Below are 25881 nucleotides of genomic sequence, written 5' to 3' on the forward strand. Positions count from 1 at the left end.
ACCAACGTTGGGCCAGGAAAAGCAGCATCTCCTCACGGGGCAGATGTCCCGGGTGCCCGATTTTGAATTGAAAACAGGAATGATTCGCATTAGCCTCACCAGGGTCCGCCGAACTGGCGCCATGCATTGCTTCTCCCTAATCCGCGCATCTGGAATCCCCTGTGAGCACCACCGCAACAAAACGATCCCTCCCCGGCCGGCGGCTGCCCCGCCCCACGGCACTGGCCGCACTGACTTCCGCCATGTTCGCCGGACTTCCCCTGGCAGCCGCGGCGCAGGACTCCCATAGCCTGCCGGAGGTGACCGCATCGGCCGGCAAGGTGGCCGCCGGCAGCCTTGGCGACACCGTCACCACCGGCACCAAGACCGACACCCCGCTGCGCGATATCCCGGCCGCCGTGACGGTGATTCCAGACAGTCTGTTGCGCGAACAGGGCGCGGTGGACATGAACTACGCGCTGCAGAATTCCGCTGGCGTCCAGCCCCTGCTTGCGGGCGGCTATGGCTTCGCCAACAACTACACCATCCGCGGACTGGCCATGCGTTTCCTGCGCGATGGCTATCAGGACGGTCCCACCCAGAACGGCTACTACCGGACCATGTACGACGTCGACCGGATCGAGGTCCTGAAGGGCCCCGGCTCGGCGCTCTATGGCTCGGGCCAGCCCGGCGGCAGCGTCAATATGGTCACCAAGCCCCCGCTGAACAGGTTCGGTGCCGAAGTGGGCGCCTTCGGGGGCAGCTACGGCACCTGGGGCACTTATGTGGACGTGGGCGGGCCCGTCAGTTCGCAGTTCGGCACCCGTGTCATCGCCGACATCGAAAAGAGCGACGGCTATCGCGGCCTCGCGCGTGACATCAAGGAAGTCTCGCCATCCCTGAGCTGGGCCTACGATACGAACAAGACCCTGACCCTCGACTACGACCACCGCGACATCCGCATCAAGCCGGACAACTACGGCATCCTCTTCAACAACCAGGGCCAGATTGCCGGCGCCGCGCGCGATGCGCGCTACTACAGCCCGTTCAACCAGACCCACCAGACCATCGACCGGGTGACGCTGAGCCACGACTGGCGCATCGACCCCGACCTCACCATGCGCACCGCCTTTGTCTACGACGAGCGCGCCCTCGACATGACGCGCAACGCAGGCGGCAACGGCGGCAACGCCGCCAACCAGATGACAGGCCGAAGCGCGCGCGCACAGACCGACGATACGCACTTCACCCTGCTGCAGAACGAACTGGTATGGAAGACCAGCACCGGCCCGGTCGGCCATACCGTGCTGGCCGGCATCGAGTATTCGGACACGCGCATCGACACGGTGCGCACCGGCTACAACCTACCCAACATTGCCAACATCAACGCCCCGGCCGTGCCGGAAACCACGCTCTCCGGCCTGACCCCGGTAGCAAGCCAGGGCTTCAACCGCAAGCTCAAGCAGGAAGACCTCGGCGTGTATCTGCAAGACCAGCTTGCCTTCGGCGACCAGTTCAAGCTGCGCGCGGCAGTGCGCAGCGATCGCGTCAAGTTCAGCGACGTGGGCACCCAGGGCGGCAACTTCCGCTCGATCGGCGATACCCGGAACCTCACGTCCGGCTCGCTCGGCGCCGTCTGGCAACCGCGTCAATCCCTGTCCTTCTACGCCGGGGTGTCGACCAGCAAGTTCATCAACGTGTCGACGGAACCCTCTGCCCTGTCCACCCAGCCGGAGAGCGCGCTGCAGAAGGAAATCGGCGTCAAGGCCGAATTCCTGGATGGCCGGCTGCAGACCAACGCGGCCTTGTTCGAGACTCAGCGCAAGGACTACTACATCACCCTGCCGGGTGCGCTGAGCCCCACGCCGGACGGGCGTGACCGCGCGCGCGGGCTGGAACTGGAAATCACCGCGCGCCCGCTGCAGGGCTGGTCGATACTGGCCAACTTCGTCGTCCAGAACGCTGAAGTGCAATCCAACGCGCTGGCATCCAATGCCCAGATGGGCGTCGCCAACCGAAGCATTGCCGGCACCCGCCCCACCGGCGTGGCCAGGACCGGCGGCCGTCTCTGGACCACCTACGACTTCCAGCAGCCAGCCCTGCACGGCTGGGGCGTGGGCCTGGGCCTGACCTACAAGGGCGACAGCTATGCCGACAGCCTGAACCTGTATCGCGTGCCAGCCTATGTCGTGCTGGATGCCGCGGTCTACTACCGCCAGAAGAAGTGGGACGTCACCCTCAACCTGCGCAACCTGACCGACAAGACCTACTACACCAGTCCAACCTTCGTCGGCGCCTTGCCCGGGGATCCCCGCAGCGCAATGCTCACCGCGCGATACCGTTTCCAGTGAGACGCCAATGAACAAGCCCACCCCGGCCCGGCTGGCTGCTGCCGCCTTGATGATCGCAAGCGCCGCGCTGGCGCTGCCGGCCCACGCCCATTACCTCTGGCTCGAACAGGGCGCCAAGACCTCGCGGCTGTATTTCGGCGAATACGAGGAACGCCTGCACGAACGCTCGCCAGGCCGCCTCGACGAAATGCCGGCCCCGGAGATCCGGGCCGTCGACCGTTCCGGGAAACTGTCCGGGCTCGACGCCGTGCGCGGCACCGATGGCTTTACCTTCCCGATGCCGCAAGGCAGTTCGGGCATCGTGGCGGAAGAAACCGGCTACGCCGTGAAGGACTGGACCCGCTACGGCATTGGCGTGGTCAAGCCGATGTTCTATGCACGCCTGCTGACGGGGCCAGCACCCGTTGCGCCGGTGCTCCCGCTCGACATCGTCCCCACCGGGAAGGCCAGCGAGTTCAGGGTCGTGTTCCGCGGCGCTCCGCTGGCCGGCGTTGACGTGCGAATCGTCGCGCCTAACACCTGGTCCCGCGAAGAGCGAACCGGACAGGACGGTACGGTGCGCGTCAGCTATCCATGGTGCGGCCAGTACATCCTGCAGGTCGTCCACAAGGAAAGCGTCGAGGGGGTATTCGGGAACCAGCGCTTCGAAGCCGTACGCCATCGCATGACCGCCACGCTGTCCGTGCGAAACGGCGCAGCCACATCGGTGCCCGCGCAGTGGGAGGCATCCAAGGTGGATTGAGCGCCGGTCGAGCATGAAGCCGGCAGATATACCTTCTGGCGCAGGGCCGTCGCATGCATGCCCGCCGGGTATCGGGCGCACAATCGTTCCCCCTCACCTGAACGACGGTGTCGAAGTTCCGAGGCTGTTAGAATCGGGCGGAAAATCCACGTACCGTAGCATGAACGCCGGGACCGGACGGTGCAATCGCGTACCGGCCGGAAACCGTGCCCATATCCGGAACTGCTGCGTGGACCCCACATTCCAAAGCTTCAATCGAGAACCATCGTGAACGAGTTTCCTGCCGATATTTACACCGAGCCATCCGACATTGATGTCGATACGCTAAACAACCTGGGCCCGCTGACAGGCATGGCCGGGATCTGGCAGGGAATGCGCGGGCTGGATGTCAAGCCCAAGGCAGAAGGCCCGAAGAAGCAGGCATTCGTGGAACGGATCGAACTCCAGCCGATTGATCCACAGACCAATGGCCCCCAACTCCTTTACGGGCTCCGCTACCACACTCACGTCGTCAAGCCGGATCAGATCAAGACCTATCACGAGCAAGTGGGCTACTGGCTCTGGGAGCCGGGCACTGGCACGGTCATCCACACGCTGACGATCCCTCGCGGCCAAACCGTGATGGCCGTTGGAAATGCGACCGCCGATGCGACGGCGTTTGAGCTCGTTGCGACGAAGGGGTCCGAAACGCATGGCATTTGCTCCAACCCTTTCCTTGAGCATGCGTTCAAGACCATCGAATTTCGGATCAATGTCACGACCAACGCCGATGGGACCTGGTCTTACCACGAGGACACGGTGCTCATGATCCGGGGCAAGACCGAGCCGTTTCATCATACCGATCGCAATACGCTCACCAAGATTGGAGAGCCCACGCCGAATCCGCTCGCACGATAATGGATCTTGCCGTACTGGTTTCGCGGCAGCGTGATCTCGCCCTGTGCTTGATATGGCCCGCCTTGGCATGGTGGCGAGAATGACAACACGACGCGTGCTCTACCGACCCCAGACAGCGCGCCGCCCCGCAGCCAGATGAACCCGGAACAAGCCGCCGGTGGAAAACCACCGGCGGGCCGCAGCCTGCCTTTCTCCCTTCTCTATTTACGTCGCGCGCGGTGCGCCCGGCGCCTTAGCTGTGCGCCCCGTCCGTGAACGGATCGCGCCGCTCCGTGATGTTTGCACCATCGGAATAGACGTCGAATTTGCTGGCTCGCGCCCCATCGGTGTAGGGATCTCGCGGCCCGGCGATATGGGCTTTGCTGTCCAGCGTTGCGGCATTGCCGGGAATGGCGGACGCATGGGCCAGGGCCGCGAACGATGTCAATGCGGCGACAGCCGCCGGAATCAGGATTTTCATGATGCGCTCCAATTGCAGTAGGGATGGCTCCCAAGGCACGTTGCCGCGAGGGCTGCGCCTGGGCTCGCATGTCGATCCGGCTTCCGGGAACTCGCTGATTGCCGGCAACCGGTTCGCCATGCACCTGTAGAACTGCGCAGAGGCCAGGCTTATTCCCGGTCCCGAACGAAGGGCGGCAAGGTCTCCGGTCTCATGGCCGGTGGCGCCGCGCAGATCGACCGCACCATCCGCGTTGACATCGGGACTGGCTGACAATGCCGCTCAGCGGATGGCGCCAATGCCCGCGCAGGCTAGCGCGGGCAAAGCCAGGTGGATGCCGATGCGCCACGCGGGGACGAGCGCACCGCACAGCCGGCAGCAGAGGCGTCCGCGCTCTCCACAATGCCTTGTCGATCTTCCTCCTTGCCTTGCAACCGACAGTGCCTACCCGGCCTATCGTGATGACATGGCCCCGTTCGCCGTTCTAATTGCCTTGCCACGTCCGCAGCGCCTGCACGAACGTGTTCAGATGCTCCGGCTCCGCGTCGGTGATCGCCCAGAAGCTCATGCCGTTCTGCTGCCACCGCGCCATTGCGTATCCCTCGGCAGAATAGGCCGCGTGCGCGGGCACCCTGCCCTGCGCGGGGAACACGTAAAGGTCGATCGGGTGCCGCTGGTAGCGATAGACCAGCACCGCGACGGCGCGGTGGCCGACATAGTCGACCCGCCCGCCAGCCAGGGGAAAGCCCTGTGCCGCAAGGTCGATGACCGGCGGCGCATAGTCGAGCCGGCCGTTGAACCAGGGCTTCACGGTGTGCCGATCGGTCGACACTACGTCGACCGGATGCTGCGACATCAGCGAACGCACGTGACTCGCGACAATCTCGTCGCCCAGCATGCCGGTTCGCGGCGGCTGCACCAGGACAAGCGCACCAAACACCAGCGCAGAGGCCGCGACGCCTGCCAAGGCGCCGCCAGCCCACGCCGGCGCAAGATGGAAGGCAAGGTTGCCCCATGTGGACCAGGGCTGGCGGCGAGGCTGGCGCGGCAACCCCGCCAGCACGCGCGCACGCAGATGCGGCGGAGCGCGATGATAGAGCGATCCGTCGCGCAGCAGGCTGTGCAGCGAACGCGCTGTCTTGTCATTGTCCATGATTCTCTCCCAACGAGTGGTCAGGCGCAGGCACGCGGGCGCGCGCGATACCGGCGGCATGGCCGCATGCCGGCGCCTGGGCCGCTCGCACCGCGGCGCACAGCAGATGGCGCCCCCGGGCCAGCCGCGACATCACAGTGCCGATCGGAATGCCGGCAACCGTCGCAATATCGCGATAGCTCAACTCCTCCAGCTCGCGCAGGACCAGCACCTCGCGATATTCGACCGGCAGTGTCTCCAGCGCGCGGTGGACAAGGTGCACATCTTCCTGGCGCACCGCCAGTGTTTCGGGATTGCTGCCGATATCGTCCTCCCATCCCTGCAGGCGCTCGTCGCCATGCAGGGCATCGTCATAGGACGCGCCCTCGGCCGCATCGCGCCGCCTGCGCCACTCGGTGAACCAGGTGTTCCTGACGATGGCAAGCAGCCACGCCCGCGCGTTGTCACCGTGAAAGCCATTGAAGAAACGAAACGCGCGCAAGTAGGCCTCCTGCACGATATCGTCGGCATCGCCTGCGCTGCCGCTCAGCCAGCGTGCCAGGTTGTAGGCCGCGTCCAGATGCGGCAAAGCCACCTCCGAGAAGCGGCGGGACTCGTCGGTTGCAGCCACGGTGCCCTCCTGTTCCTTGCCTGTGTATTACCGCCCCGGGCTGCCATTTATTCCCGGGCCAACGCCTGCCCGCCGGGAAAGACCCTGCGGTGTTCGACGGCGCCGTTGCCCGGTGGAAGCCGGCGCGCGCTACGACCCGGTCAGGAAATCCGGGATGACCTGAGTCAGGCGCAGCACCCCGCCCGGATCGAAGTAGAAGTGCATCGTCGCGTACGACAGACCGTCCTGCGCGAAACGGTAGCTCCATACCCTGCGGTGCAGGCGGGGGAATTCGGTGGTTTCGGCCGGCTTGCCGAAACGAACCAGCACCTCATGCATGGTCCACTCGCCGATCCTGGCCTGGCCGAGCTCCTCGCTGGTCAGGATCTGCCTGACACTGACGACGCGCCCGCTGGGATCCAGCTCGGCTGCCCATTTGGTTTCGCCTGGCGCGGGATAGAGCCAGCGCCAGGAGCCATCCGGCAGTGGATAGGCCTCGCGCGGCTCACCCAGCCTGGCCCGCAGTTCGGCCTGGCTGGTGCCCGGCGTTACCGATTGCCACGCCGGACTCGCGCAGCCGCCTGCCAGGACCGCGGCAGCCAGTGCCAGCATCGGCCGTGCATGCCGCGGCGCATGAAGCTTCAGCGCGCGTTTGATTGAGGTAATGGAAAACATGTCTGATCTCCTGCAACCATCGTGGAGAAGACTGCCGCCCGGCCTGCGGAGCCGGATGGCAGCGCCAAGGATGCGCCGGCATGCCGGGCCGCCGATGCGCCACGGTGTCATGCCCTGGCGAACCGGCTGGATGTCGAAGCGGGAGGCTATCCGGGAGGCGCCGCTGCGTGCCGGCACCTGTATTACTGCCGCACGAGCGCGGTTATTCGCATGAACCGGACAGATATCGGGAATGAAGGTTGCCCTGTCCGGCGACCCGGGCCATCCGGCAAGATCTGCCCGGTCGGACACCGGCGCGGCGACGCGCTGGCGGACAGGCGATCGCCTTTCCGCCAGCCAGTGCGGGCCATAGCATCGTGTGCGCCCAACATGCACCTTCCCGTCTGTCGTTGTTGCCGCAACGCCAGATGACAGCGGTAGCTGCAGGACGAAAGCTGACCCGATTGCCCGCGTTGGGCTGGTTGCTACCGGTCCCCCACAGAGCAAGCGGACGTTCAGCCTGGAGCGCCCAGTGAGCGTCCGCCCGGTAGCAAGCCCGCGGCAGATGCCTGGACGCCTTGGGCCAAAAGACCGCTATGGCCGATGTGCTGGCAGTGGCGATCTTCGTGTCAATGGCAGCTCCGCTCCGGAAGCTGTCATGCGAATGATGAGCCGCCGGCTGGCGGCAGTGGGCCGACAAGCGACCTTGGTTACCCACGCAGCCCGGCGAATCCAAGAAACCTGGGAAGTGGTTGCGCCACCGCCCAGCCCCCCTTCCGCCTCAGTGCTGCGCGCCGGCTTGCGCCGCGTCGATGGCGTCCGTCACGTGCCGGCGCGCATCGAATTCTTCGGCAATCTTCTGATCCTGCGCAAACTGCGCCTCCACGTCGACATTGGCGAACTCGATGGCGCCCATGTCGGCAAACGCGCTCTGCACGCGCGGGCTCCATAGGCCGATATCCTTGACGGTGGGCACGATGCGGCTGAACAGCCGATGGCGGAACTGCCGCATGTTCTCCGACTCCCGCACCGCCTTTGCGCACTCGTCCTCCGGCAGGCCGAGGCGGCCCCAGACCTCCTTCTGGTCGAAGCGATCGCGCATCAGGTAGCAGGCTTCGATGACGAAGTCTTCCCGCTCCTTGCGTTCGGCCTCGGTCAGCTGCGGATAGTAGCCGCGCAGCGCGGTACGGCCGAAGGCGACGTGGCGCGCTTCGTCCTGCATCACGTAAGCGTTGATCGAGGCGGCCAGCGGATTCCTGGAAAAGTCGCGGATGCGCTGGAACGCAGCGAGCGCCAGCCCTTCCACCAGCACCTGCATGCCGAGGTAGCAGAAGTCCCAGCGCGAATCGGTCAGGATGGTTTCCAGCAGCGATTTGAGTCCCGGCGTGATCGGATAGAGAATGCCTACCTTTTCGTGCAGCAGGCGTGAATACGCTTCGACATGGCGCGCTTCGTCCATGGTCTGCGTGGCGGCATAGAATTTGGCGTCCATGCCCGGCACCATCTGCACGATGCGCGCGGAAACCATCAGCGCCCCCTGCTCGCCATGCAGGAACTGCGACAGCGAATGCGCCTGCTGGTGGCGGCGCACTTCGATGCGGTCCTGATGCCCCAGCTTGTCCCAGAGCGGCGTGCCGTAGATCGGGATCATCCGGTCGTCCAGTTCCTGCGGGTTCTCGGGATCGAGTTGCTGCGACCAATCGATGCGGTCGCTGGCGTTCCATTGCTGCTTCTTGCTGGTCTCGTAGAGTTGCAGCAGCTTGGAATTCTCGTTGTCGTATTCCCAGTTGAACTCGGTGGCCACCTGGCTGCCGATCGACCAACCTGTCTGGACCACCGGCAGCGTGTAACGATGAAGGGATGACATGCCGTCTCCTTTGGCGCTCATGGGTTGCGACCGCTCTCCACGCTGGTTTCACCGGAGGTGGGAACGGTCTTGAATTTGCGTTGGTCTCCGGCTATAAAACAGAATCATAATTCTCTTTCTTGTTATTTCAAGGACTCGGAACAGGGTCCGGAGCCGCCGGGAGACATTGATGCAGTTCCACAATCTGACGGTCGCGCAGGTGACCGGGGAGACCGCCGACGCGCGCTCCTACACGCTTGCGGTGCCGGATGCGCTGCAGCAATCGTTCGCGTATCGCGCCGGCCAGCACCTCACTTTCCGGGTAAACATGGAGGGCGAAATCCTGCAGCGGAGCTACTCGCTTTCCAGCTCGCCCGAGGCCGGCGGCCTGCCGGTGGTCACCGTCAAGCACATCCCCGGCGGACGGGTGTCGGGCTGGTTCCACGCCCAAGTCCGCGCCGGCACGCAACTGGAGGTAAGCGCGCCGGCCGGCCGTTTCGTTTGCGACGACAGCGACGCCCCGCTCTTCTTCTGCGCGGCGGGCAGCGGCATTACGCCCGTGCTTTCGATGATCCGGTCGGCGCTGGTTTGCACGAAGCGCGGGATGACGCTTTTCTATGCCAATCGCGATGCCGCCGGCACGATCTTCGGGAGGGAGATCGCCAGCCTGGCGCGGGACCACCCCGAGCGGCTGACCGTGCATATGCACTACGACGATGCCGCTGGATTTCCCGGGCGCGGCAACATTGCCGCCCTGCTCTCGCCGGTGGCGCATTGCCAGCTTTATCTGTGCGGCCCGGGGCCGTTCATGCAGACGGTCGTGGAAGCGGCCGAAGCGGCAGGCGTGGCGCGCGGGCGCGTGCATCTTGAGCGGTTCGACGCTGCCGCGCAGCAACCCGGGGCTGCTGCCGCGAGCCCTTCATCGCAGGCGGGCACGGACGCCTGCGATGCCAGCGTCACCATCGGCGGCGCGCTGCATGTGGTCCGCGTAGCCGGCGGCCAGTCGCTGCTGCACGCGGCGCTGGCCAGCGGCGTGGATGCGCCCTATGCCTGCGAGGAAGGCTATTGCGGCTCGTGCGCGGCCAAGTGCATCGACGGTGCGGTGGTCCATGAGCGCAACGATGTCTTCAATGCCGACGAGCTTGCCGCCGGCTGGATCCTGACCTGCCAGGCGCGCCCGCGCCGGGAGCGGCCGGTCGCCATTACCTACGACGTATGACATCCGAAACCACGGCGCCGGGAAAAGCCGCGGCTACCACGCTGCGCGCGGGACTGAAGCCACCCCGGCAGGAGCGCAGCGAAGCCACGCTGAAGGCATTGCTGTCGGCAGGCAGGACGCTGATCAATGAAGCGGGCGACCTGGGCGGCTTCTCGCTTGCCGGGCTGACGCGTGCCGCGGGCACCTCGGTCGGTGCCTTCTATGCACGCTTCCCCGACAAAGAGACCTTCTGCGCGCTGGTGCTGGAGGACACGCTGGCAGAACTGCGCGCCGCGCTGGACCTCTCGCTGGCCACGGACCCGGTGTGGGCCACGGGGCCGGCCGCCGCGATCTGCGCCCGCATCGTCGGCTTCTATATCGATCTCTTCCGCAAGCACCGCGGCCTGTTCGCGGCCTATATGCGGCACGGCCCTGCGCAGAACCCCCTGTGGCGCCCCATCCGCGAGGCCAACCAGCGGATACTGGATGCGATGGTGCCGCGCCTGGCGCGGCATGTCGATGCCACGCGCTTCACCGGACCCGACGACGAAACCCGGATCGCGGTCCAGCTTGTCGTCAGCGCCTTGACCAACATCGTGCTGCATGCCCCCGGCGGCCTGGACCTGTACGACCCGCGGCTGGAGCAGCGGCTTGCCGAGATGCTGCATCGCTACCTTGCGCTGCCGGCAGGCGGCCAGGCCTAGGCATCGCCCCCTACGGGCTACCTGTTCACTTCACCCGCAACCCGCGTGATGCAGGCGATCGCATTGCTCGCCATGGGCGACGGCGTCCGGTTGCGCAGGCTCACCACGCCCATCTCCGAAAACAGCGCGGGCAGTCCCCGCACGCGCAGCGGCACCAGTGCACCGGCATCGAGATCGGCTTGCACCGCGGCCTGCGTGGCGGCCAGCACCGTGTCGGTCGATAAAGCCACCGCCCGCAGGATGGCGAAGTCATCGCACTCCAGGGCGGGAATGGCTTCCTGCCCCGCCGGCAATCCGATGGCTCTCGCCAGCCCGGCTTTCACCACGTTCGGTACCTTCGTGGCCGCAACGCCGTAGCGCCAGGCATCCTGCAACGTGCATTGGCGCGCCGCCAGCGGATGCCCCGCGCGGACGCAGAAGCAGCCGCGCTGCGTTCCCAGCGGACGGACATCCAGCGCCGCGTCCTCCGGCAGGTCGCGTACCTCCGCAACGAAGAACTCGATATCCTCCGTGCGCAGGCGCTCCAGCAACTGGTGCCAGTTGCTCTCCTCGACCCGCAAGGCAACCTTGGGATAGAGACGCCGCAGTTCGGACAGCACACGCGGCATGAGGGTCGCGGCCGGGAACGGCCCGACGCCGAAGGCGGTGTCGCCCAGCTCGCTGTCGCGATAAAGATCGACATCGCGCTGCAGGCAGCGCGCATCGAAGAGCAGCTTGCGGGCCCGCTCGATCACGAACTCGCCGGCCGGCGTGGGCCGAACGTCGCCGGCATCGCGCTCGAACAGGCGGATGCCGAGATCGCTCTCGATGGCCTGGATGCTGCGGCTGAAGGCGGGCTGGCTCAGGTGAACGCGCTCGGCCGCCCGCGCGAAATGCAGCGTGTCGGCCAGCGCCAGGACGTGGCCGAGGCGGCGAAGATCCATCATCTTGCGTTGCTCCATACGCATTGGAACGTTGCGAAGTATGCATTGGACGCATTAACGCGGCAAGCCTAAAGTGGTCCGGACCTAAAGTCGTCCAGACCATGAAGCGACATCGGAGACAACGCCAATGCGTCCGCACCTGCAGAACCTGTTGATCCTGACCATCATGCTTGGCTTTGCCGGCATGGAGTTCGTCACCCGGCGCTACAAGCGCAGCGTCCACGCCACCCACGACGATACCAAGCTGGAGCTGGCGATGTTCGTCAGCCTGCTGGCGGTGACCCAGCCGCTGGCCCTGCTCGTCACCAACAAGCTCTGCGTGTGGCTGATTCCGCAACAGCAAGGCGCGTGGGCGGACCTGCCCTGGTGGGCCATGGTGGCGATCATGCTGGTCTGCGACGACATGACCCAGTACTGGTGGCACCGCCTATCGCATTCGCCGCTGCTGTGGCCATTGCACCGCGCGCACCACACCGCGCAGTACATGAGCATCCGCATGACGTACCGCAACAATTTCTTCTATTACCTGATGATGCCGGGACTGTGGATTGCCGGCGTCTTGCTGTACCTCGGCTTCGCCAAGGTCTATGGCGTGTACATCGTTGTCAAGCTGGCCGTGATCCTTGGCGCACACAGCGCATGGCGCTGGGACGAGCCGCTGTACCGGATCCGCGCCTTGCGCCCGGTGATGTGGGTGCTGGAGCGGACGATCTCGACGCCGGCCACGCACTGGGCCCACCACGCACTGACGAATGAAGACGGCATCGGGCACTACAAGGGCAATTTCGGCAACCTGCTGTTCTTCTGGGACATCCTGTTCGGCTCCGCGCACATCACGCGAAAGTACCCCGCCAGGGTCGGCCTGCAGGATGACCTGCTGTTCGGGCAAGAGCGCTGGTTCACCCAGATGTTCTATCCCTTGTTCCAATCGCGGCGCGAGCATTCCGCGCTGCGCTTCGGCGGGCGCGCCTATGCGGAGGCCAGCGCCGATGCGGCTTTGCCGCATGGCGAACGGACTCAGGCCTGACGCCCGCCGTGATCCCGCGACCAGCGCAGCGGGTCGTCCAGAAACGCGCGCAGCTCGTCCAGGCTACGCTGGCCAACGGTACCGGCCGCGCACGCTGCGTCGAGCACGTCCCGCCAGTTCGCCAGCGAATGCGCCGTGACCTGCCATGGGGCCAGCATGGCTTGCGTGGGGAAGGTGCCGTAGTCGAACAGCACGAAAATGTCCTTCACGGTCGTGCCGGCGGCGCTCAGCGCTTCGCAGAAGATCCGCTTGGAGCGGGCAGCCGCCATCATGTCGTCGACCAGCAGCACCCGGTCTCCCGCCGCCACCAGCCCTTCGACCTGCGAACCCGGCCCCAGGCCCTTGGCTTCCTTGCGCACATACAGCAGCGGCAGGTCCAGGGCTTCGGCCACCCAGGCGCCAGGCGCGATCCCGCTCGACTCGGCGCCGGCCACCGCGTCGATACCCTCCAGGCAGTGGCGCTCCCTCAGCATCTCCAGCCCGCGAGCGATCAGTTCCCGCCTCAGCCGGGGAAAGGAAATCAGCCGGCGGCAATCGATATAGACCGGGCTGGCCCAGCCGGACGGCAGCCGGAACGGCTCGTCCGTGCGGAACTTGACGCAGCCGGCGTCCAGCAGGGCACGGCCCACGGTTGTCGACAGGCCGACCTGGGAACGCAGCTGAGCAGCTCGGGATGGCTGGAAGGGTTGAGACATGCATGTGCTCCAATTCTTGTGCGCCACCGCGGCAGGCTCGTGCAGCGGTGGCAAGACGCCGCGCTACCGCCCGGCCGGCTTCGGGCCGTACGCGCGGGGCTGGATCAGGGCTTCCGGCCGCAGGGCTTCCTCCAGTTCCGCCTCGGTCATCAGGCCCCGCGCCAGGACCACCTCCCGGATGGTCGCATTGCTGGCGTAAGCCTCGGCAGCGACCGACGTTGCGTTCTTGTACCCGATGATCGGGTTGAGCGCTGTCACCAGGGCGATGGAGCGCTCGATGGTCTCTCGCAGCCGGTCCGGGTTGGCTGTGATCCCCTTGACGCACCGCTCCGCCAGCGTGGCGCAGCCGTTGGTCAGGTGCTTGAAACTGCGGAACAGGCTGGCCGCGATCACCGGCTCGAAGGCGTTCAACTGCAACTGCCCGGCCTCCGCGGCGAAGGTCACCGCGGTGTCGTTGCCGAAGACCTCGAAGGCGATCTGGTTGACCACTTCCGGGATGACCGGATTCACCTTGCCCGGCATGATCGACGAGCCGGCCTGCATGGGCGGCAGGTTGATCTCGCCAAAGCCGGCGCGCGGGCCGCTGGACAGCAGCCGCAGGTCGTTGCAGGTCTTGGACAGCTTGACGGCGATGCGCTTGAGCACGCCGGAGATCTGCACGAAGGCGCCGCAATCCTGCGTGGCCTCCACCAGGTTGGGCGCGGTGATCAGATCGACCCCGGTGATCCGGCTCAGCGCCGCGGTGGCCTTGGCCGCATAGTCGGGATGCGCGGTAATGCCGGTGCCGATGGCGGTGGCGCCCAGGTTGACTTCGCGGATCAGCGCCGATGCCTCCCGCAGCCGCGCCATATCCTCCTCGAGCATGACCGCGTAGGTCGAGAACTCCTGGCCGAGCGTCATGGGGACCGCGTCCTGCAGCTGGGTGCGTCCCAGCTTGAGCAGTCCGGCGAACTCCACGGCCTTGGCGTCGAACGCGGCGCGCAGCACGTCCATCGCATCCAGCAGGTGCCCGATGGCGAAGAAGGTGGCGATCCGCAGCGCCGTCGGGTAGACGTCATTGGTGCTCTGCGCCATATTGACGTGCTCGTTGGGATGCAGGTAGGCGTACTCCCCGCGTTGGTGTCCCATGATCTCCAGGGCCCGGTTGCAGATGACCTCGTTGGCATTCATATTGGTGGAGGTACCGGCGCCACCCTGGATGATGTCCACCACGAACTGCTCATGCAGCCTGCCTTCCCGGATCTCCTGGCAAGCCGCGGCGATCGCGGCGCGCAACGCTTCCGGGAGCAGCCCGAGTTCCGCGTTGGCCTGCGCCGCCGCCTCCTTGATGGCGGCCAGGGCGATCACCAGATTGGGATAGGTGGCGATCGTGGTGCCGGAGATCTGGAAGTTCTCGACGGCGCGCAGCGTATGCACGCCGTAGTAGGCGGCATTGGGCACCTCGCGCTCGCCCAGCAGGTCCGATTCAATGCGATAGGTGTCGTTCATCTCGTTCATGATCCGTGCCTCTCAGATGGGAGCATTGCTATAGCCTGGCAATGTCGCTGCGATGTCACTTTCCCGGCTCGCTTCGGGTTCCGCCATCTTCCAATCTAGTGCCTCGCCGGCCAGGAACGGAAGCTCCGTCTTGCCATCCGGCGATGCGACGAATCCGGGCGCCCGCCGGCGCTCGCTCAGGAACGTGATGCTCCCCACGTTCAGGGGCCGGCCGCGGCAGCGGTCCCCGGACAAACGCGATCGAGCATGCCATGGCGCCGCTCAGAGGCTGCCGATGGCCTGCTCCAGCACGCCCGTGCCGAGCATGAAATCATCCAGGTCCATGGCCTCGCCGGGATTGTGGGACCCATTCTCGTTGCGGATGAACAGCATGCCCGTCGGAATGCCGGCATTGGCAAACAGGGACGCATCGTGGCCGGCGCCGCTGGGCACCAGTTCGAACGGCGTGCCCTGCAGCCGGCACTTCTCCGCCAGCAGCCCGGACAGCTGGCTGTCCATGGTCGCCGGCGCGGAATCCATGCGGCGGTCGAACTCGAAGCACACGCCACGGTCGCGGCAGATGGCCTTGCATTCCGCGCGCATCAGCTGGTAGAAGCCCTCCAGGGTGTCAACGCTCTTGCTGCGCGCCTCGAAGCTGAAATTCACCGTGCCGGGAATGCGGGAGACCGAGTGTTCCTCCGGGCTGGTGCTGACCATGCCGGTGGTAACCACCAGGTCGATGCCGCGCTCCAGCAGCACACGCCAATGCTCGTCGAGACGGGTGATCAGCTCGGCCACCGCGAACATGGCGTCCTTGCGCAGCCAGCGGGGTACCGCGCCGGAGTGGCCGGCCTCGCCGATGCAGGCGATGCGGTTGTGGCGCACGTTTCCGCGGATGCCAGGCACCACGGCCAGCGGCAAGCCGCGCGCCACCATCACCGGGCCCTGCTCGATATGCAGCTCCAGGTAGGCGCGCACCTTCGACTTGTCGAACAGCACGGTCTGCGCGCGGACGGCCTCGATATCGGCGCCGGCGGCTTCCATGCACGCCGCCAGCGTCTGGCCGGACTGCCGGTGCCTGAGCGCGAGGTCGTCGGCGGACAGCTTGCCCAGCGCGGCGCCGGACCCCATATAGGCCTTGCCGAACCAGGCGCTCTCCTCGCCGCGGAAGCCGATCACCTTCAGCGGCACGTTCGATGGCCGGCCACTGCGTTTTTGTCGCACCAGGCAGAGAATCCCCGCGACGATCCCCGCCAGGCCGTCGTAGTTGCCGCCCTGGGGCACCGAGTCCAGATGCGAACCCACCCATGCGGCCGGCGCGTCGCGGTCGGCTTCGGGCAGGTGGAACACGAGATTGGCCGCCCGGTCGGTGCCGGCCTCGATACCTTCGCGCAGCGCGAATTCCCGCAGATAGTCGGCTGCGGCGGTCTCGCCCGCGCCATAGCTGCCCCGGGTCACGCCCACGCCATCGAACGACAGCGCCCTGATGTCGTTGAACAGCTGCGCGGCGAGCGGCTTGAGTTCCAGAATATCCATGACGCTTGTCTGCCTGTCGCTTGTCTGCTTGTCTGTTTGTTGCTGGTTACCCGTGCATCGCTGCAAGCGCGCGGCGGGAGCCGGCCGCCGCAGCGGTGCGGCTGGCGCCGTCGTCAACCCGATTGCTGCGCGAAGCGCAGCCAGCGGTCGCTCAGTTGCCGGTCGAGCCGGACCTGTCCCGTCAGGTCCCGCACCGCTGCGGTGCCCGTCTCGTCGCAGTACGCCTGGAGCCCGTCGATGATCTTCTGCATGACCCCGGGATCGCGGAACGAGGCGGTGCCGACCTGGACGGCGGAGGCCCCTGCGAGCATGAACTCCACCGCATCCTCGGCGCTCTGGATACCGCCGCAGCCGATGATGGGAATGCGCACGGCGCGGTAGCACTGGTGCACCAGCCGCAAGGCGATCGGCTTGATGGCGGGGCCGGACAGGCCGCCCATCACGTTGCCCAGCCTGGGCTTGCGCGTGCGCACGTCGATGGCCATGCCGAGCACCGTGTTGCCCATCACGATGGCGTCCGCGCCCGCATCCTCCGCCGCCCGCGCCACTGCCGCGATATGGCTGGCGTTGGGCGTGAGCTTGACCCAGAACGGCAGACGGGTGCGCCGGCGTATCGCCGCGACGGCCTTGTAGGTGGTCTCGGGCAGCATGGCGAAGGCCATGCCGTCGGCCTCCAGATTGGGGCACGAGATATTCGCCTCGATCGCCGCCACCCCGGGCAGCGACATGGCCTCGCATGCGAAGGCGAACTCTTCCGCCGTATCCGCGGAGACCGACACCACCACCGGCGTGTCGTACGCTGTGTACGGCGGCAGTACGTGATCGCGGTAGTGGTCCAGCCCCTTGCCGGGAATGCCGATCGAGTTCAGCATGCCGCCGCAGGTCTCCGCGACGCGGGGCGTGGGATTGCCGGCGCGCGCTTTCGGCGAGACGCTCTTGATGACCAGGGCGCCGAGCCGGTTGAAATCGAGCGCTTCGCGGTACTCGATGGCGAAGCAGCCGGAGGCGGGCATGACAGGGTTGCGCAGCGTGAGCTCGCCGACCCGAACGGATGAATCAGCCAAACTCCACCTCCCCCACCACATCGCGAATCGAAAACACGGGGCCTTCGCGGCAAACCCGCAGGAATTGCTTGTCGCCGTCACAATCGAACAGGCGGACGCAGGACAGGCAAACCCCCATTCCGCACGCCATGCGCTGTTCCATCGCCACCTCGCCCCTGACCTCGGGATAGTCCGCCAGCACGCGCTGCAGCAGCATCAGCAGGCGGTGCGAGCCGCAGGTATAGACGGCGTCGGGCCGCTGGGTGTCGATCATGCGGCGCAGCAGGACTTCGACGGATGCCACCGATGACGAGCCATCGGCGTCGAACACACGCTGCACCCCGGCATTGGCGCCCCGCAGGAATTCCTTCTCCATCAGGTCATCGGGCGCGCGTGCCGACATGACCGCGCTGATCGCCACGCCGGCGCCGGCCGCCTGCTGGATCAGCGGCGCCATGGTGGCAAGGCCCACGCCGCGCGCGACCATCAGGATGCGTTTGAACGCGGGGTCGAAGGTAAAGGTATTGCCCAGGGGGCCGACGATATCCAACTGCCCGCCGTCCTGCAGGCCGGCCATGGCGCGCGTGCCGGCGCCGGTCACGCTGTAGAGGAACTCGATGCGGCCGTCTTCCGGCCCCGCGCCATAGACGCTCATGGGGCGCAGCAGGAATGGCTGCTCCGCTTCCGTGACCGGGCATCTGAGCTGATAGAACTGCCCCGGCCTGGTGATCCGCGCGAGCGGCGCATCGGACGCCAGGCGAATGTACTTGTAGCGCCGGTTGACCCAGTAGTGCTCGACGACGCGGCAGCGGTAGGACGCGACGGCGGCGCCCTGCAGCGCGCTGCAAAGGGTTGCTGACATGGTGACTCCTGTCTACCTGAACTTGATGCTGGCCACTCGATGCCGGCCGCCTGCCGTATCCGGCGCGGCTGCCCGCAGCCCGCCTACCCCAGCTCGACGCCCTTCAGCTCGGGGATCAGGAGCAGCGTGGCCAGCATGTCCAGCACGTAGATGCTGGCCAGCAGCGCGATGGCGACCTGGAAGGAGTACGTTGCCGCCAGCGCGCCCACCACGATCGGCCCGAAACCGCCAACCGCCCGGCCGATATTGAACAGCACGTTCTGGGCGGTGGCGCGTGCCGCGGTGGGATAGGCCTCGGAGATCAGCGCGCCGTATCCGCCGATCATGCCGTTGACGAACATGCCCATCACGGCGCCGGCCCACAGCATGGTGGCCGGATCGGACATGCGGGAATAGGCGATCACCATCGCCACCGCGCCCGCCTGGAAAACCAGGAAAGTGGGCCTGCGGCCGATGCGGTCGGCCAATTGCCCGAACAGGCAGACGCCGATCATCATCCCGACGATGGTGACCGAGGTCCACATCGCGGACTTGGTCAGCGAGAAGCCGAGCGTCTTCGACAGATAGGTGGGCAACCAGATCATGATGCCGTAGTAGCCGAAGTTCTGGACCGCGCACAGGACGACAATGCCAAGGCTGGTCCGCGCCGTGCGCGCATCCGCAACCAGCAGCCTGAATGCGTTCGCCTTCTTCCCGGCATCGTTGCTGCGCACGAACACTTCCGGCTCATGCAGCTTGTTGCGCACGAACCAGGCGACCAGCGCGGGGACCACGCCAAGCAGGAACATGCCGCGCCAGCCGATGTGCGGCAGCAGCAGCGGCGTGAGCAGCGAGGCCATCAGCACGCCCGCCTGCCAACCCAGGGCCACGTAGGACGACACCCGCGCGCGCTTGCTGGCGGGCCAGGCTTCCGCCGCCAGCGCCATGCCGATGCCGAACTCGCCGCCAAGGCCGATGCCGGCGATGGTGCGATAGGCCAGCAGGTCCCAGAAGCCCTGCGCAAATGCGCACATGCCGGTAAAGACCGCGAACAGCACGATGGTCCAGGTCAGCACGCGAACCCGGCCATAGCGGTCGCTCAGGGAGCCGAAGATGATGCCCCCCGCCACCGCGCCGATCAGCGTCCAGGTCACCAGGGCGCCCGACTGGCTGGTGCCGAGGCCCAGCGACAAGCTGATGGCCGGCAGCATGAAACCGAGGATCAGCAGGTCGAACCCATCCATCGCATAGCCGATCGCCGAGCCTGCCAGCGCCTTCCAGGCGTAAGCCGAGGTGCGCCCGGATGACGGGTTGGAGGACATGGCATCGGCAAGGGGTGCCGGTGCGCTCGCGTTTGCTTCCATGGGGATCGCTCCTTGGTATCTTGGCCGAGCCTGGCTGACGGATCGGAACCGCCTGTGTCAATGGCGGCAGGGGGTGCTGGCCCCACCGCCTCTCTTTTTAAGACGCCTCGCGCCGTCGCCGGGACCTCTTGCCCGCCTCACCGGTCCGGCAAACCCGCCGGTGACCGAGGCAGCCCCGGGTCTTCTCGTCCTTCTAGTGGCGAAAACGGCGCTAGAAGACCAAGCAACGCGCCATGTCGCGGAATGGCTTACCGTCCTTCGCCATGCTTCCTCTCAAAGATTGTCTCTTTTTTTGGACCAAAGGGACAAAAAAATAGGTTTCTGTCGCTGCCATCTCAACACGCCGCCAACATCTGGGACATAACCTGGCGTTTCATCTTTTTTTTTAGACTACGCCGAGTAAAACCGCCTTTCAAGCTCTATTTGCGACGCTAGGGAAATCCCCTATCCCAGGTGTCGCTGCCCATCCAACGCGCCAGCCACAGCATGCGATCGCAAAAAATCCAATTATTGAGACAGAATCAGCGAATCCTGTTGTGATTTACTCACGCCCTGGCCACCCCTACCTCATCCACGCATGCGGCCGCCTGCCGCCTCAGAAACTCACTGTCGCCGACAGCAGGAACGTGCGCGGCTCGGCCTGGGCCAGCCCGCCATAGGCGTCGACCGCGGCCCAGTAGCGCTGGTCGAATACATTGCGGACGTTGATCCGGAACGTCGTGGGCCTGCCTGCCACGGTGGCCCGGTAGCGGGCGCCCAGGTCCACGCGCGTCCAGCCGGGAATGCGCTGGCGGTTGGCCTGGTCGACGTACTGCTTGCCGGTATGGACGAGACTGCCAGCCAGGGTCAGCGCCGGCACGAACGGCGTATCCCACTCCGCCCCCAGGTTGGCCTGGAAAGACGGCACGCCGATCGCGGTCTTGCCGGCCGTGCCCGGGTCGCTGCTCCTGGTGAGCCTGGCGTCGAGCATCGTGGCGCTTGCCAGCAGCCTGAGGCCAGGCGTCGCTTCGCCGGACAGGCCGAGTTCCAGCCCCCGGTTGCGCTGCTCGCCATCGGCGGCAAACAGCGTGCCGGTCATCTGTCCGCCGGGCTTGGTGATCTGGAATGCGCTGAGCGTAGCCATCAGGCGCCCGTGCTCGAGCTTGACGCCGGTTTCATACTGCGTGGCCTTGTAGGGGGCGAACACCTCGCCCGCGTTGCCGGCGCTGGAGGGCGCGCTATCGCCCTTGCTCAGCCCCTCGACGCGGTTCGCATAGAGCGAGACCTGCGGCCAGGGCCTGACCACGAGGCCCAGCATGGGTGTGAGGGCGCTCCTGTCATAGCGCGACGCCGCGGCACCCGCGGCGCTGAAATTGTCCGACCTGACCCGCTGATGACGCACGCCCAGCGTCAGTTGCACGCGCTTGTCCAGCATCGACAAGGTGTCGGCCAGCGCGACGCCGGTCAGTGTCGACTCCGACGCCCTGGGCGTGCCTGCCGGCGACGCCAGGCTCTGTTCGGCAAGCACGACCGGCTGGTAGAGATTGGTCAGCAAGGTGGTGGTGGAGGCATTGACGCCTCTGCCTAACGCGTCCCGATAGGCACTGAGATGCACGGTCAGGCTATGGCCAACCGCACCGGTATCGAAACGGGCCCGCAAGCCGGTATCGGCGGTGGCGCGATCGACGTTGAACCGGTAGTTCGAATCCGACACGCTGACATCGCCGCCCGCATCGACGATCAACGGCGTGATGGCGAACAGCCTGGCAACGCGCGTGCGGCCGCCGCCGGCATCGGCGAACCACGTCAACCCGTCGCCCAGGTCGTACTCGGCGCGCAGCAGCAAGGACTGGTCGCGGATCCGCGAGGTTTCCCAGGACTGGATGATATTGCGCCGCCCGTCCGGCGCGGCGGGTACCGCGATGCCGGAAACGATATGCGGCAGGCGCGAGGGCGCATTGATCCTTTCCTGCTGGTCGATGAAATCCGCCGTGGCGCGCAGGCGCTCGCCCTGATAATCCAGCGCCAGCGCGCCTGCGCCCGCGTTGCGCGACTGGTTGTCCACGCCGGTGCCACCGCCGCGATGGCTCCCGTTGAAGCGGATGCCGAACTGGCGCGCGGCGCCGAAGCGCCGGCTCAGGTCAAGGTTGCCGCCAAGCTGCGACGCCGAGGCGTAGTCCACCGTGACCTGCGTCAGGTCCGGCCCGGTGGCGCGCTTGGGCACGATGTTGATGCCGCCGCCCACGCTGCCGCTGGGTGCCATGCCGTTCAGCAAGGCGGTCGGTCCCCTGATCAGTTCGATGCGCTCCACATAGGCGGTCGATACCCGGTAATTGGAGGCAACGCCGTACGCGCCGTCGAAGGCAATTTCCCCGAAGTTGCCGTTGCCGACAGGAAAGCCGCGAATGGTGAAGGCATCCAGGATGCCGCCAGGCAGGCTGACAAAACGCACCGAGGCATCGTTGGCCAGCACGTCCCCCACCGTGCGTGCCTGCTGGTCCGCGATCGCCTTGGCGGTGTAGCCGGTGACATGGAACGGCGCATCCATGACATCCACGTCGCCGAGCATGCCCAGCCGGGCGCCGCGCGCGACCTGCTCGCCCGCAAAAGGCTGCGGCAGTTCACCAGGGCTTGCGGCCACGCCGGTGACGGTCACCGCCGGCAGCCATCCGGCAGCCTCGCCGCGCGCGGCCGGCGGCGCCCGGCGCACGGCGAACCCGCCGCCGGGCAGCGCCACCGCTTCCAGCCCGCTCCCTGCCAGCAATGCCCCAAGCCCTTGCGCGACGGTATGGCTGCCATGCAGACCCGGGCCTTGCGCATCGCCGAGCAGCGCCGCGTCGTAGGAAAGGTTGATGCCGGCGGCGCGGGCGAAGCGGTTCAGTGTGACGGTGAGCGGGCCAGGCGCGATGGCGAACACCCTGGCCTGGATAGCGCCCGGCGCCGCCGGCGACTGCGCGTGCGCGGGCAATACCGGCACGCTTGCGCCGAAGGCAAGACAGGCCATGACGCAGCGCAGCCAGCCCACCGCCGGCTTTGGCTGGCGGGCAGGATCGGTCAACGCGGCGGCACGGTGGCTTGCGGACATGGACGGACTAGAAGTCCACGGACACGGAAGCCATCAAGGTGCGCGGCGCACCGAGCGAAATCGTCCCGTAGGACGCCACTCCCGACCAATACTTGCGATTGAAGGCATTGAACAAACCGGCCCGGAACGTGGTGGACTTGCCGCTCACCGTGGTCCGGTAGCGCGCGCCGAGATCGACCGTGGTCCACGACGGCACCTGCTGCGTGTTCGCCTGGTTGACATACTCCTTGCCGGTGTAGTTGACCGCGCCCGTCAGGGTCAGGCCGGGCACCCAGGGCAGGTCCCATTCCCCGCCCAGGTTGGCCATCACGGTGGGCACGCCGACCGGCCTGTTCCCGCGCGTGGCCGCGCTGTTGGTCCTGGTCAGCTCCCCGTCCAGCAAGGTCACGCCGCCGAGCAGCCGCACGCCCTTATAGGCCTCGCCCGACAGCGTCAGCTCCAGGCCCTGGTTGCGTTGCTCGCTGTCGATGGCATAGACGGTGCCGAACAGCTGCCCGCTGGGCTTGGTCATGCGGAACGCGGCCAGCGTCGCCATCACCTTGCCCGCGTCCAGCTTGACGCCGACCTCCTGCTGCTTGGTCTTGTATGGCGCGAAAACCTGCCCCGCATTGGACGCCGTGGCCGGCGCGATATCCCCTTTGCTCAGCCCTTCCACATAGTTCGCATACAGCGACACATGCTGCCACGGCCTGACCACCAGGCCGGCAAGCGGCGTGACGGCGTTCTCGTCGTATGACGATGACTTTGCACCGGTGACGGTGTTGTAGTTGCTTGACCTGACCTGCTGATACCGCAGGCCAAGGGTGAGCTGCACGCGGTCGTCGGCCATGCTCAGGGTGTCCGCCAGCGACACGCCCGACAGCGTCGAATCGGAGACCTTCGGCACCCGCTGCGGCGCGGGTACGCCCGGCTCCGCCCGGTCGGCCGGCGCGTAGATGTTGGACAGGATGGCCGTACCGGCATTGCCGGCGTTGGCGATACGGTCCATGTAGAAGTTTGCCTGCAGCGCGAGAGCATGCCTGACCGGTCCGGTCTCGAATTTGCTCCGCAGCCCGGTATCGAAGGTCGAGCGGTTGACCTGGAACTTCCAGTTATGCGGGCTCGCCGAGGTTGCGCCGCTTGCATTCAGGATGGTCGGCGTCTGGTCCGAGAAGCGCGCCACATCGGAGCGGGTGCCGCCGGCGTCGGCGAACACGGTGAGGTTGTCGCTCAGGTCGTACTCGGCGTGCAGCAGCGTCGACAGGTCGTTGGACTTCCACCAGCCCCAGGGCTGCGTGATATTGCGCCGGCCGTCGGGCGCCGACGGTACCGGCAACCCGGCCGCCACCAGGAAGGGACGCGTCGGCGCATCGACCCACTGGTATTGCTCGATCACATCGAGCGACGCCCGCAGACGGTCGCCGTGATAGTCGAGCGACAGCGCGCCCACCTCGGCGCGGGACTTCTGGTTGTCGAGCGCGGTCGGCCCCTGGCGGTGCAGGCCATTGAAGCGGATGCCCCACTCCCGCTCGCTGCCGAAGCGCCGGCTCAGGTCGACCGCGCCGCCCACCTGCGCGTCGGACGCGTAATCGAGCGTGAAGCGCGTCAGGTCCTTGGCCAGGGGCCGTTTCGGCACGACATTGACGACGCCGCCGACCCCGCTGTTCGGCGACATGCCGTACAGCAGGGCTGCCGGTCCCTTCAGCACTTCGACCCGCTCCAGGTATTCGGTGAAGAGATGGTAGTTCGGTGAAACGCCGTAGACGCCGTCGAACGCGACCTCGGACAGGTTGCCTTCGTTGATCGGAAAGCCACGGATGAAGAAGGAATCGGTGACGCCGCCGACCTGGCCGGTGAAGCGCGTGGAAGGATCGCTGTTCAGGACCTCGGCCAGCGTGACCGCCTGCTGATCCTCGATCCGTTGCGCGGTGTAGTTGACGATCGAGAACGGCGTATCCATGACGCTCTTGTTGCCCAGCAGGCCGAGCCGGCCGCCACGAGCGACCTGGCCGCCGGCATAGGGCTGCGGCAGCTCGCCCGGCGCCTCGGCGCCGGCGGTGACGGTCACCGCCGGCAGCGTCGTCGCGGCGTCCGGCGTGGCCGCCTGCGGCTGCGCACGCGCTTCGAGCGGCGCCACGCTCGCGCCCATGGCAAGGCAGACGAAGGCGTGGCGCAATGCGAGCGCGAGCGGCCTGGGTTGAGGCGGGCGGCTGGCGCCCGCGTCGGCGGCATAACGAATGCGAATGGCAGACATGATTCTCTTTTCCGGCAGTGTGTTGATCTGGGGTCCTACCCAGTAGGCCGGTCGAGAATCGAAATCCCCTCAATCTTTCCCTGAAATTTTTCAGGGCGCGCACGATATGGCATCAATGGCCCCCGCCAGGGCCCACCGCGATCCAGAAGCGGGTGCGATAGACGATGCTGACGGGCTGCGCCTGCGCCAGGAACCGTAGCGTCTGGTCGGTATCGCGCACGTGATAGGCACCCGATACGCGCAGATCCGCCACGCGCGGATCGCAGACGATGCGCCCGGTCCGGTAGCGCGCCAGTTCGGCCAGCAGGTCGGCCAGGCGCATATCGTTGCCGGCGATGACGCCGTCGGCCCAGCCGTCCGCCTCGAAAGACTGCGCCGGCGCCGGCGTGCCGCCATCGCTGGCGAGCCACCAGCTTGTCCCCGCGCGCGCCACCTGCCGCGCGCCCTGCGCAGCCGGATGCAATTCAACGGCCCCCTCCTGCACGCTGACGCGGGCGCGCCCGGCCTCGAGCCGCACCACGAAGCGCGTGCCGAGCGCGCGCAGGCTGCCGAACGGCGTTTGCACCCAGAACGGCCGCGCCGCCCCGTTGCTGGCCGAGAAGCGTTCGTCGTGCCCCGTGGCGACCAGGATCTCGCCGCGGCGCAGCGTGATGACGCGGCGCTCATCGCCAAGCCCGGTATTGATGGCGGTATCGGTGTTGAGCACGATGGTGCTGCCATCGGCCAGCCTCACCGTGCGCTGTTCGCCGGTGGCGGTGCTGGTATCGGCCAGCAGGCGCTGCCACGGCGCAAGCTCGCGCACGCTGGCGGCGGCGAGCACCGAGACGCCGGCCAGCGCCAGCACCTTGAGCGCCTGCCGGCGCTTCAGCCCGCGCATGCCGCGCCGGGCGCCGGCGCTCTGCAGCGTATCCAGGGCCAGAGCGGGCGGCATGCGGGAGAAATCGTCCCGCAACGCCTGCACCCGCTGCCAGGCGAGCGCGTGCAGCGGGTCGGCCTCGAGCCACCGCGCGAACGCCTTGCGCGTGCCGGCGCTGGCTTCGCTGAAGTCGAGCCTGACCGACCAGTTGATGGCCTGGTCGACGACACGGGCGGGAATATCGGCGTCTGGCGGGGACGTCTGCACGGCA

General features: G+C 66.6%; 21 protein-coding genes. 6 read left to right on the plus strand and 15 right to left on the minus strand.

The genetic code is table 11. From position 1 onward, the window contains the following. Window positions 1–161 precede the first annotated feature (161 nt). The 3 genes from AC3FOF_RS30310 to AC3FOF_RS30320 all read left to right on the plus strand — a co-directional run bounded on the left by AC3FOF_RS30310 (window position 162) and on the right by AC3FOF_RS30320 (window position 3969). On the plus strand, window positions 162–2330 hold the full coding sequence (locus AC3FOF_RS30310) for a TonB-dependent receptor (RefSeq protein ID WP_488728698.1): 2169 nt from the start codon (window positions 162–164) through the stop codon (window positions 2328–2330). A 7-nt stretch (window positions 2331–2337) separates the two neighbouring features. Further along, window positions 2338–3072 carry a hypothetical protein gene (locus AC3FOF_RS30315; RefSeq protein ID WP_488728699.1) on the plus strand — a complete coding sequence of 245 codons (735 nt, stop codon included), beginning with the start codon at window positions 2338–2340 and terminating at the stop codon, window positions 3070–3072. A 267-nt stretch (window positions 3073–3339) separates the two neighbouring features. Next, window positions 3340–3969 (plus strand): heme-binding beta-barrel domain-containing protein, encoded by a 630-nt coding sequence (locus AC3FOF_RS30320; protein WP_017228677.1) that lies wholly within the window; start codon window positions 3340–3342, stop codon window positions 3967–3969. Window positions 3970–4201: 232 nt separating this feature from the next. On the opposite strand, the gene AC3FOF_RS30325 is transcribed toward AC3FOF_RS30320, so the two are convergent. The 5 genes from AC3FOF_RS30325 to AC3FOF_RS30345 form a co-directional block, all read right to left on the minus strand. Next, window positions 4202–4684 (minus strand): hypothetical protein, encoded by a 483-nt coding sequence (locus AC3FOF_RS30325; protein WP_488728700.1) that lies wholly within the window; start codon window positions 4682–4684, stop codon window positions 4202–4204. Window positions 4685–4892: 208 nt separating this feature from the next. Continuing rightward, on the minus strand, window positions 4893–5561 hold the full coding sequence (locus tag AC3FOF_RS30330; protein ID WP_488728701.1) for an anti-sigma factor family protein: 669 nt from the start codon (window positions 5559–5561) through the stop codon (window positions 4893–4895). Next, window positions 5551–6171, minus strand: a complete 621-nt coding sequence (locus tag AC3FOF_RS30335) for an RNA polymerase sigma factor (protein WP_488728702.1) — start codon at window positions 6169–6171, stop codon at window positions 5551–5553. Before AC3FOF_RS30335 ends, AC3FOF_RS30330 begins: the two co-directional genes overlap by 11 nt. Window positions 6172–6300: 129 nt before the next feature. After that, the gene (locus AC3FOF_RS30340; protein WP_276266928.1) at window positions 6301–6825 is read right to left on the minus strand and encodes a dethiobiotin synthetase; all 525 of its coding nucleotides are present in this window, start codon (window positions 6823–6825) and stop codon (window positions 6301–6303) included. Window positions 6826–7585: 760 nt separating this feature from the next. Further along, the gene (locus AC3FOF_RS30345; protein WP_276266927.1) at window positions 7586–8671 is read right to left on the minus strand and encodes a ferritin-like domain-containing protein; all 1086 of its coding nucleotides are present in this window, start codon (window positions 8669–8671) and stop codon (window positions 7586–7588) included. 169 nt (window positions 8672–8840) lie between these two features. Here AC3FOF_RS30345 and AC3FOF_RS30350 point away from each other — a divergent pair, with 169 nt between their 5' ends. Both AC3FOF_RS30350 and AC3FOF_RS30355 read left to right on the plus strand, forming a co-directional pair. Next, a complete protein-coding gene (locus AC3FOF_RS30350; RefSeq protein WP_488728703.1) occupies window positions 8841–9869 on the plus strand; it encodes a 2Fe-2S iron-sulfur cluster-binding protein in 1029 nt (342 codons plus the stop codon). Then, the gene (locus AC3FOF_RS30355; protein WP_276266925.1) at window positions 9866–10552 is read left to right on the plus strand and encodes a TetR/AcrR family transcriptional regulator; all 687 of its coding nucleotides are present in this window, start codon (window positions 9866–9868) and stop codon (window positions 10550–10552) included. The genes AC3FOF_RS30350 and AC3FOF_RS30355 overlap by 4 nt, the downstream gene beginning before the upstream one ends. Window positions 10553–10569: 17 nt before the next feature. On the opposite strand, the gene AC3FOF_RS30360 is transcribed toward AC3FOF_RS30355, so the two are convergent. Then, window positions 10570–11478, minus strand: coding sequence for a LysR family transcriptional regulator (locus AC3FOF_RS30360; RefSeq protein WP_346430294.1), 909 nt, complete (start codon window positions 11476–11478; stop codon window positions 10570–10572). A 124-nt stretch (window positions 11479–11602) separates the two neighbouring features. Here AC3FOF_RS30360 and AC3FOF_RS30365 point away from each other — a divergent pair, with 124 nt between their 5' ends. After that, the gene (locus AC3FOF_RS30365) at window positions 11603–12502 is read left to right on the plus strand and encodes a sterol desaturase family protein (RefSeq protein ID WP_017230516.1); all 900 of its coding nucleotides are present in this window, start codon (window positions 11603–11605) and stop codon (window positions 12500–12502) included. On the opposite strand, the gene AC3FOF_RS30370 is transcribed toward AC3FOF_RS30365, so the two are convergent. From AC3FOF_RS30370 to AC3FOF_RS30410, 9 genes are all read right to left on the minus strand, one after another. Further along, complete coding sequence (locus tag AC3FOF_RS30370; RefSeq protein WP_488728704.1) at window positions 12493–13197, minus strand: orotate phosphoribosyltransferase; 705 nt, start codon at window positions 13195–13197, stop codon at window positions 12493–12495. The two genes, AC3FOF_RS30365 and AC3FOF_RS30370, sit on opposite strands and share 10 nt — an antisense overlap. A 63-nt stretch (window positions 13198–13260) precedes the next feature. Next, window positions 13261–14685 carry an aspartate ammonia-lyase gene (aspA, locus tag AC3FOF_RS30375; RefSeq protein WP_488728721.1) on the minus strand — a complete coding sequence of 475 codons (1425 nt, stop codon included), beginning with the start codon at window positions 14683–14685 and terminating at the stop codon, window positions 13261–13263. A gap of 270 nt (window positions 14686–14955) precedes the next feature. After that, window positions 14956–16209: a hydantoinase/carbamoylase family amidase gene (locus tag AC3FOF_RS30380; RefSeq protein WP_488728705.1), complete on the minus strand. Its 1254-nt coding sequence runs from the start codon at window positions 16207–16209 to the stop codon at window positions 14956–14958. A gap of 113 nt (window positions 16210–16322) precedes the next feature. After that, window positions 16323–17273, minus strand: coding sequence for a dihydroorotate dehydrogenase (locus AC3FOF_RS30385; protein WP_488728706.1), 951 nt, complete (start codon window positions 17271–17273; stop codon window positions 16323–16325). Further along, a complete protein-coding gene (locus tag AC3FOF_RS30390; protein ID WP_017230521.1) occupies window positions 17266–18114 on the minus strand; it encodes a dihydroorotate dehydrogenase electron transfer subunit in 849 nt (282 codons plus the stop codon). Before AC3FOF_RS30390 ends, AC3FOF_RS30385 begins: the two co-directional genes overlap by 8 nt. Window positions 18115–18197: 83 nt before the next feature. Beyond that, complete coding sequence (locus AC3FOF_RS30395) at window positions 18198–19457, minus strand: MFS transporter (protein WP_488728707.1); 1260 nt, start codon at window positions 19455–19457, stop codon at window positions 18198–18200. Between the two features lie 595 nt (window positions 19458–20052). Then, window positions 20053–22521, minus strand: coding sequence for a TonB-dependent siderophore receptor (locus AC3FOF_RS30400; protein ID WP_488728708.1), 2469 nt, complete (start codon window positions 22519–22521; stop codon window positions 20053–20055). A gap of 7 nt (window positions 22522–22528) precedes the next feature. Next, window positions 22529–24754: a TonB-dependent receptor gene (locus AC3FOF_RS30405; protein WP_488728709.1), complete on the minus strand. Its 2226-nt coding sequence runs from the start codon at window positions 24752–24754 to the stop codon at window positions 22529–22531. A 112-nt stretch (window positions 24755–24866) separates the two neighbouring features. Continuing rightward, entirely contained in the window at window positions 24867–25877 is a 1011-nt protein-coding gene (locus AC3FOF_RS30410; RefSeq protein WP_488728710.1) for a FecR domain-containing protein, read from the minus strand. Window positions 25878–25881 lie beyond the last annotated feature (4 nt).

It is taken from the genome of Cupriavidus sp. 96C5-1, from assembly GCF_057798855.1.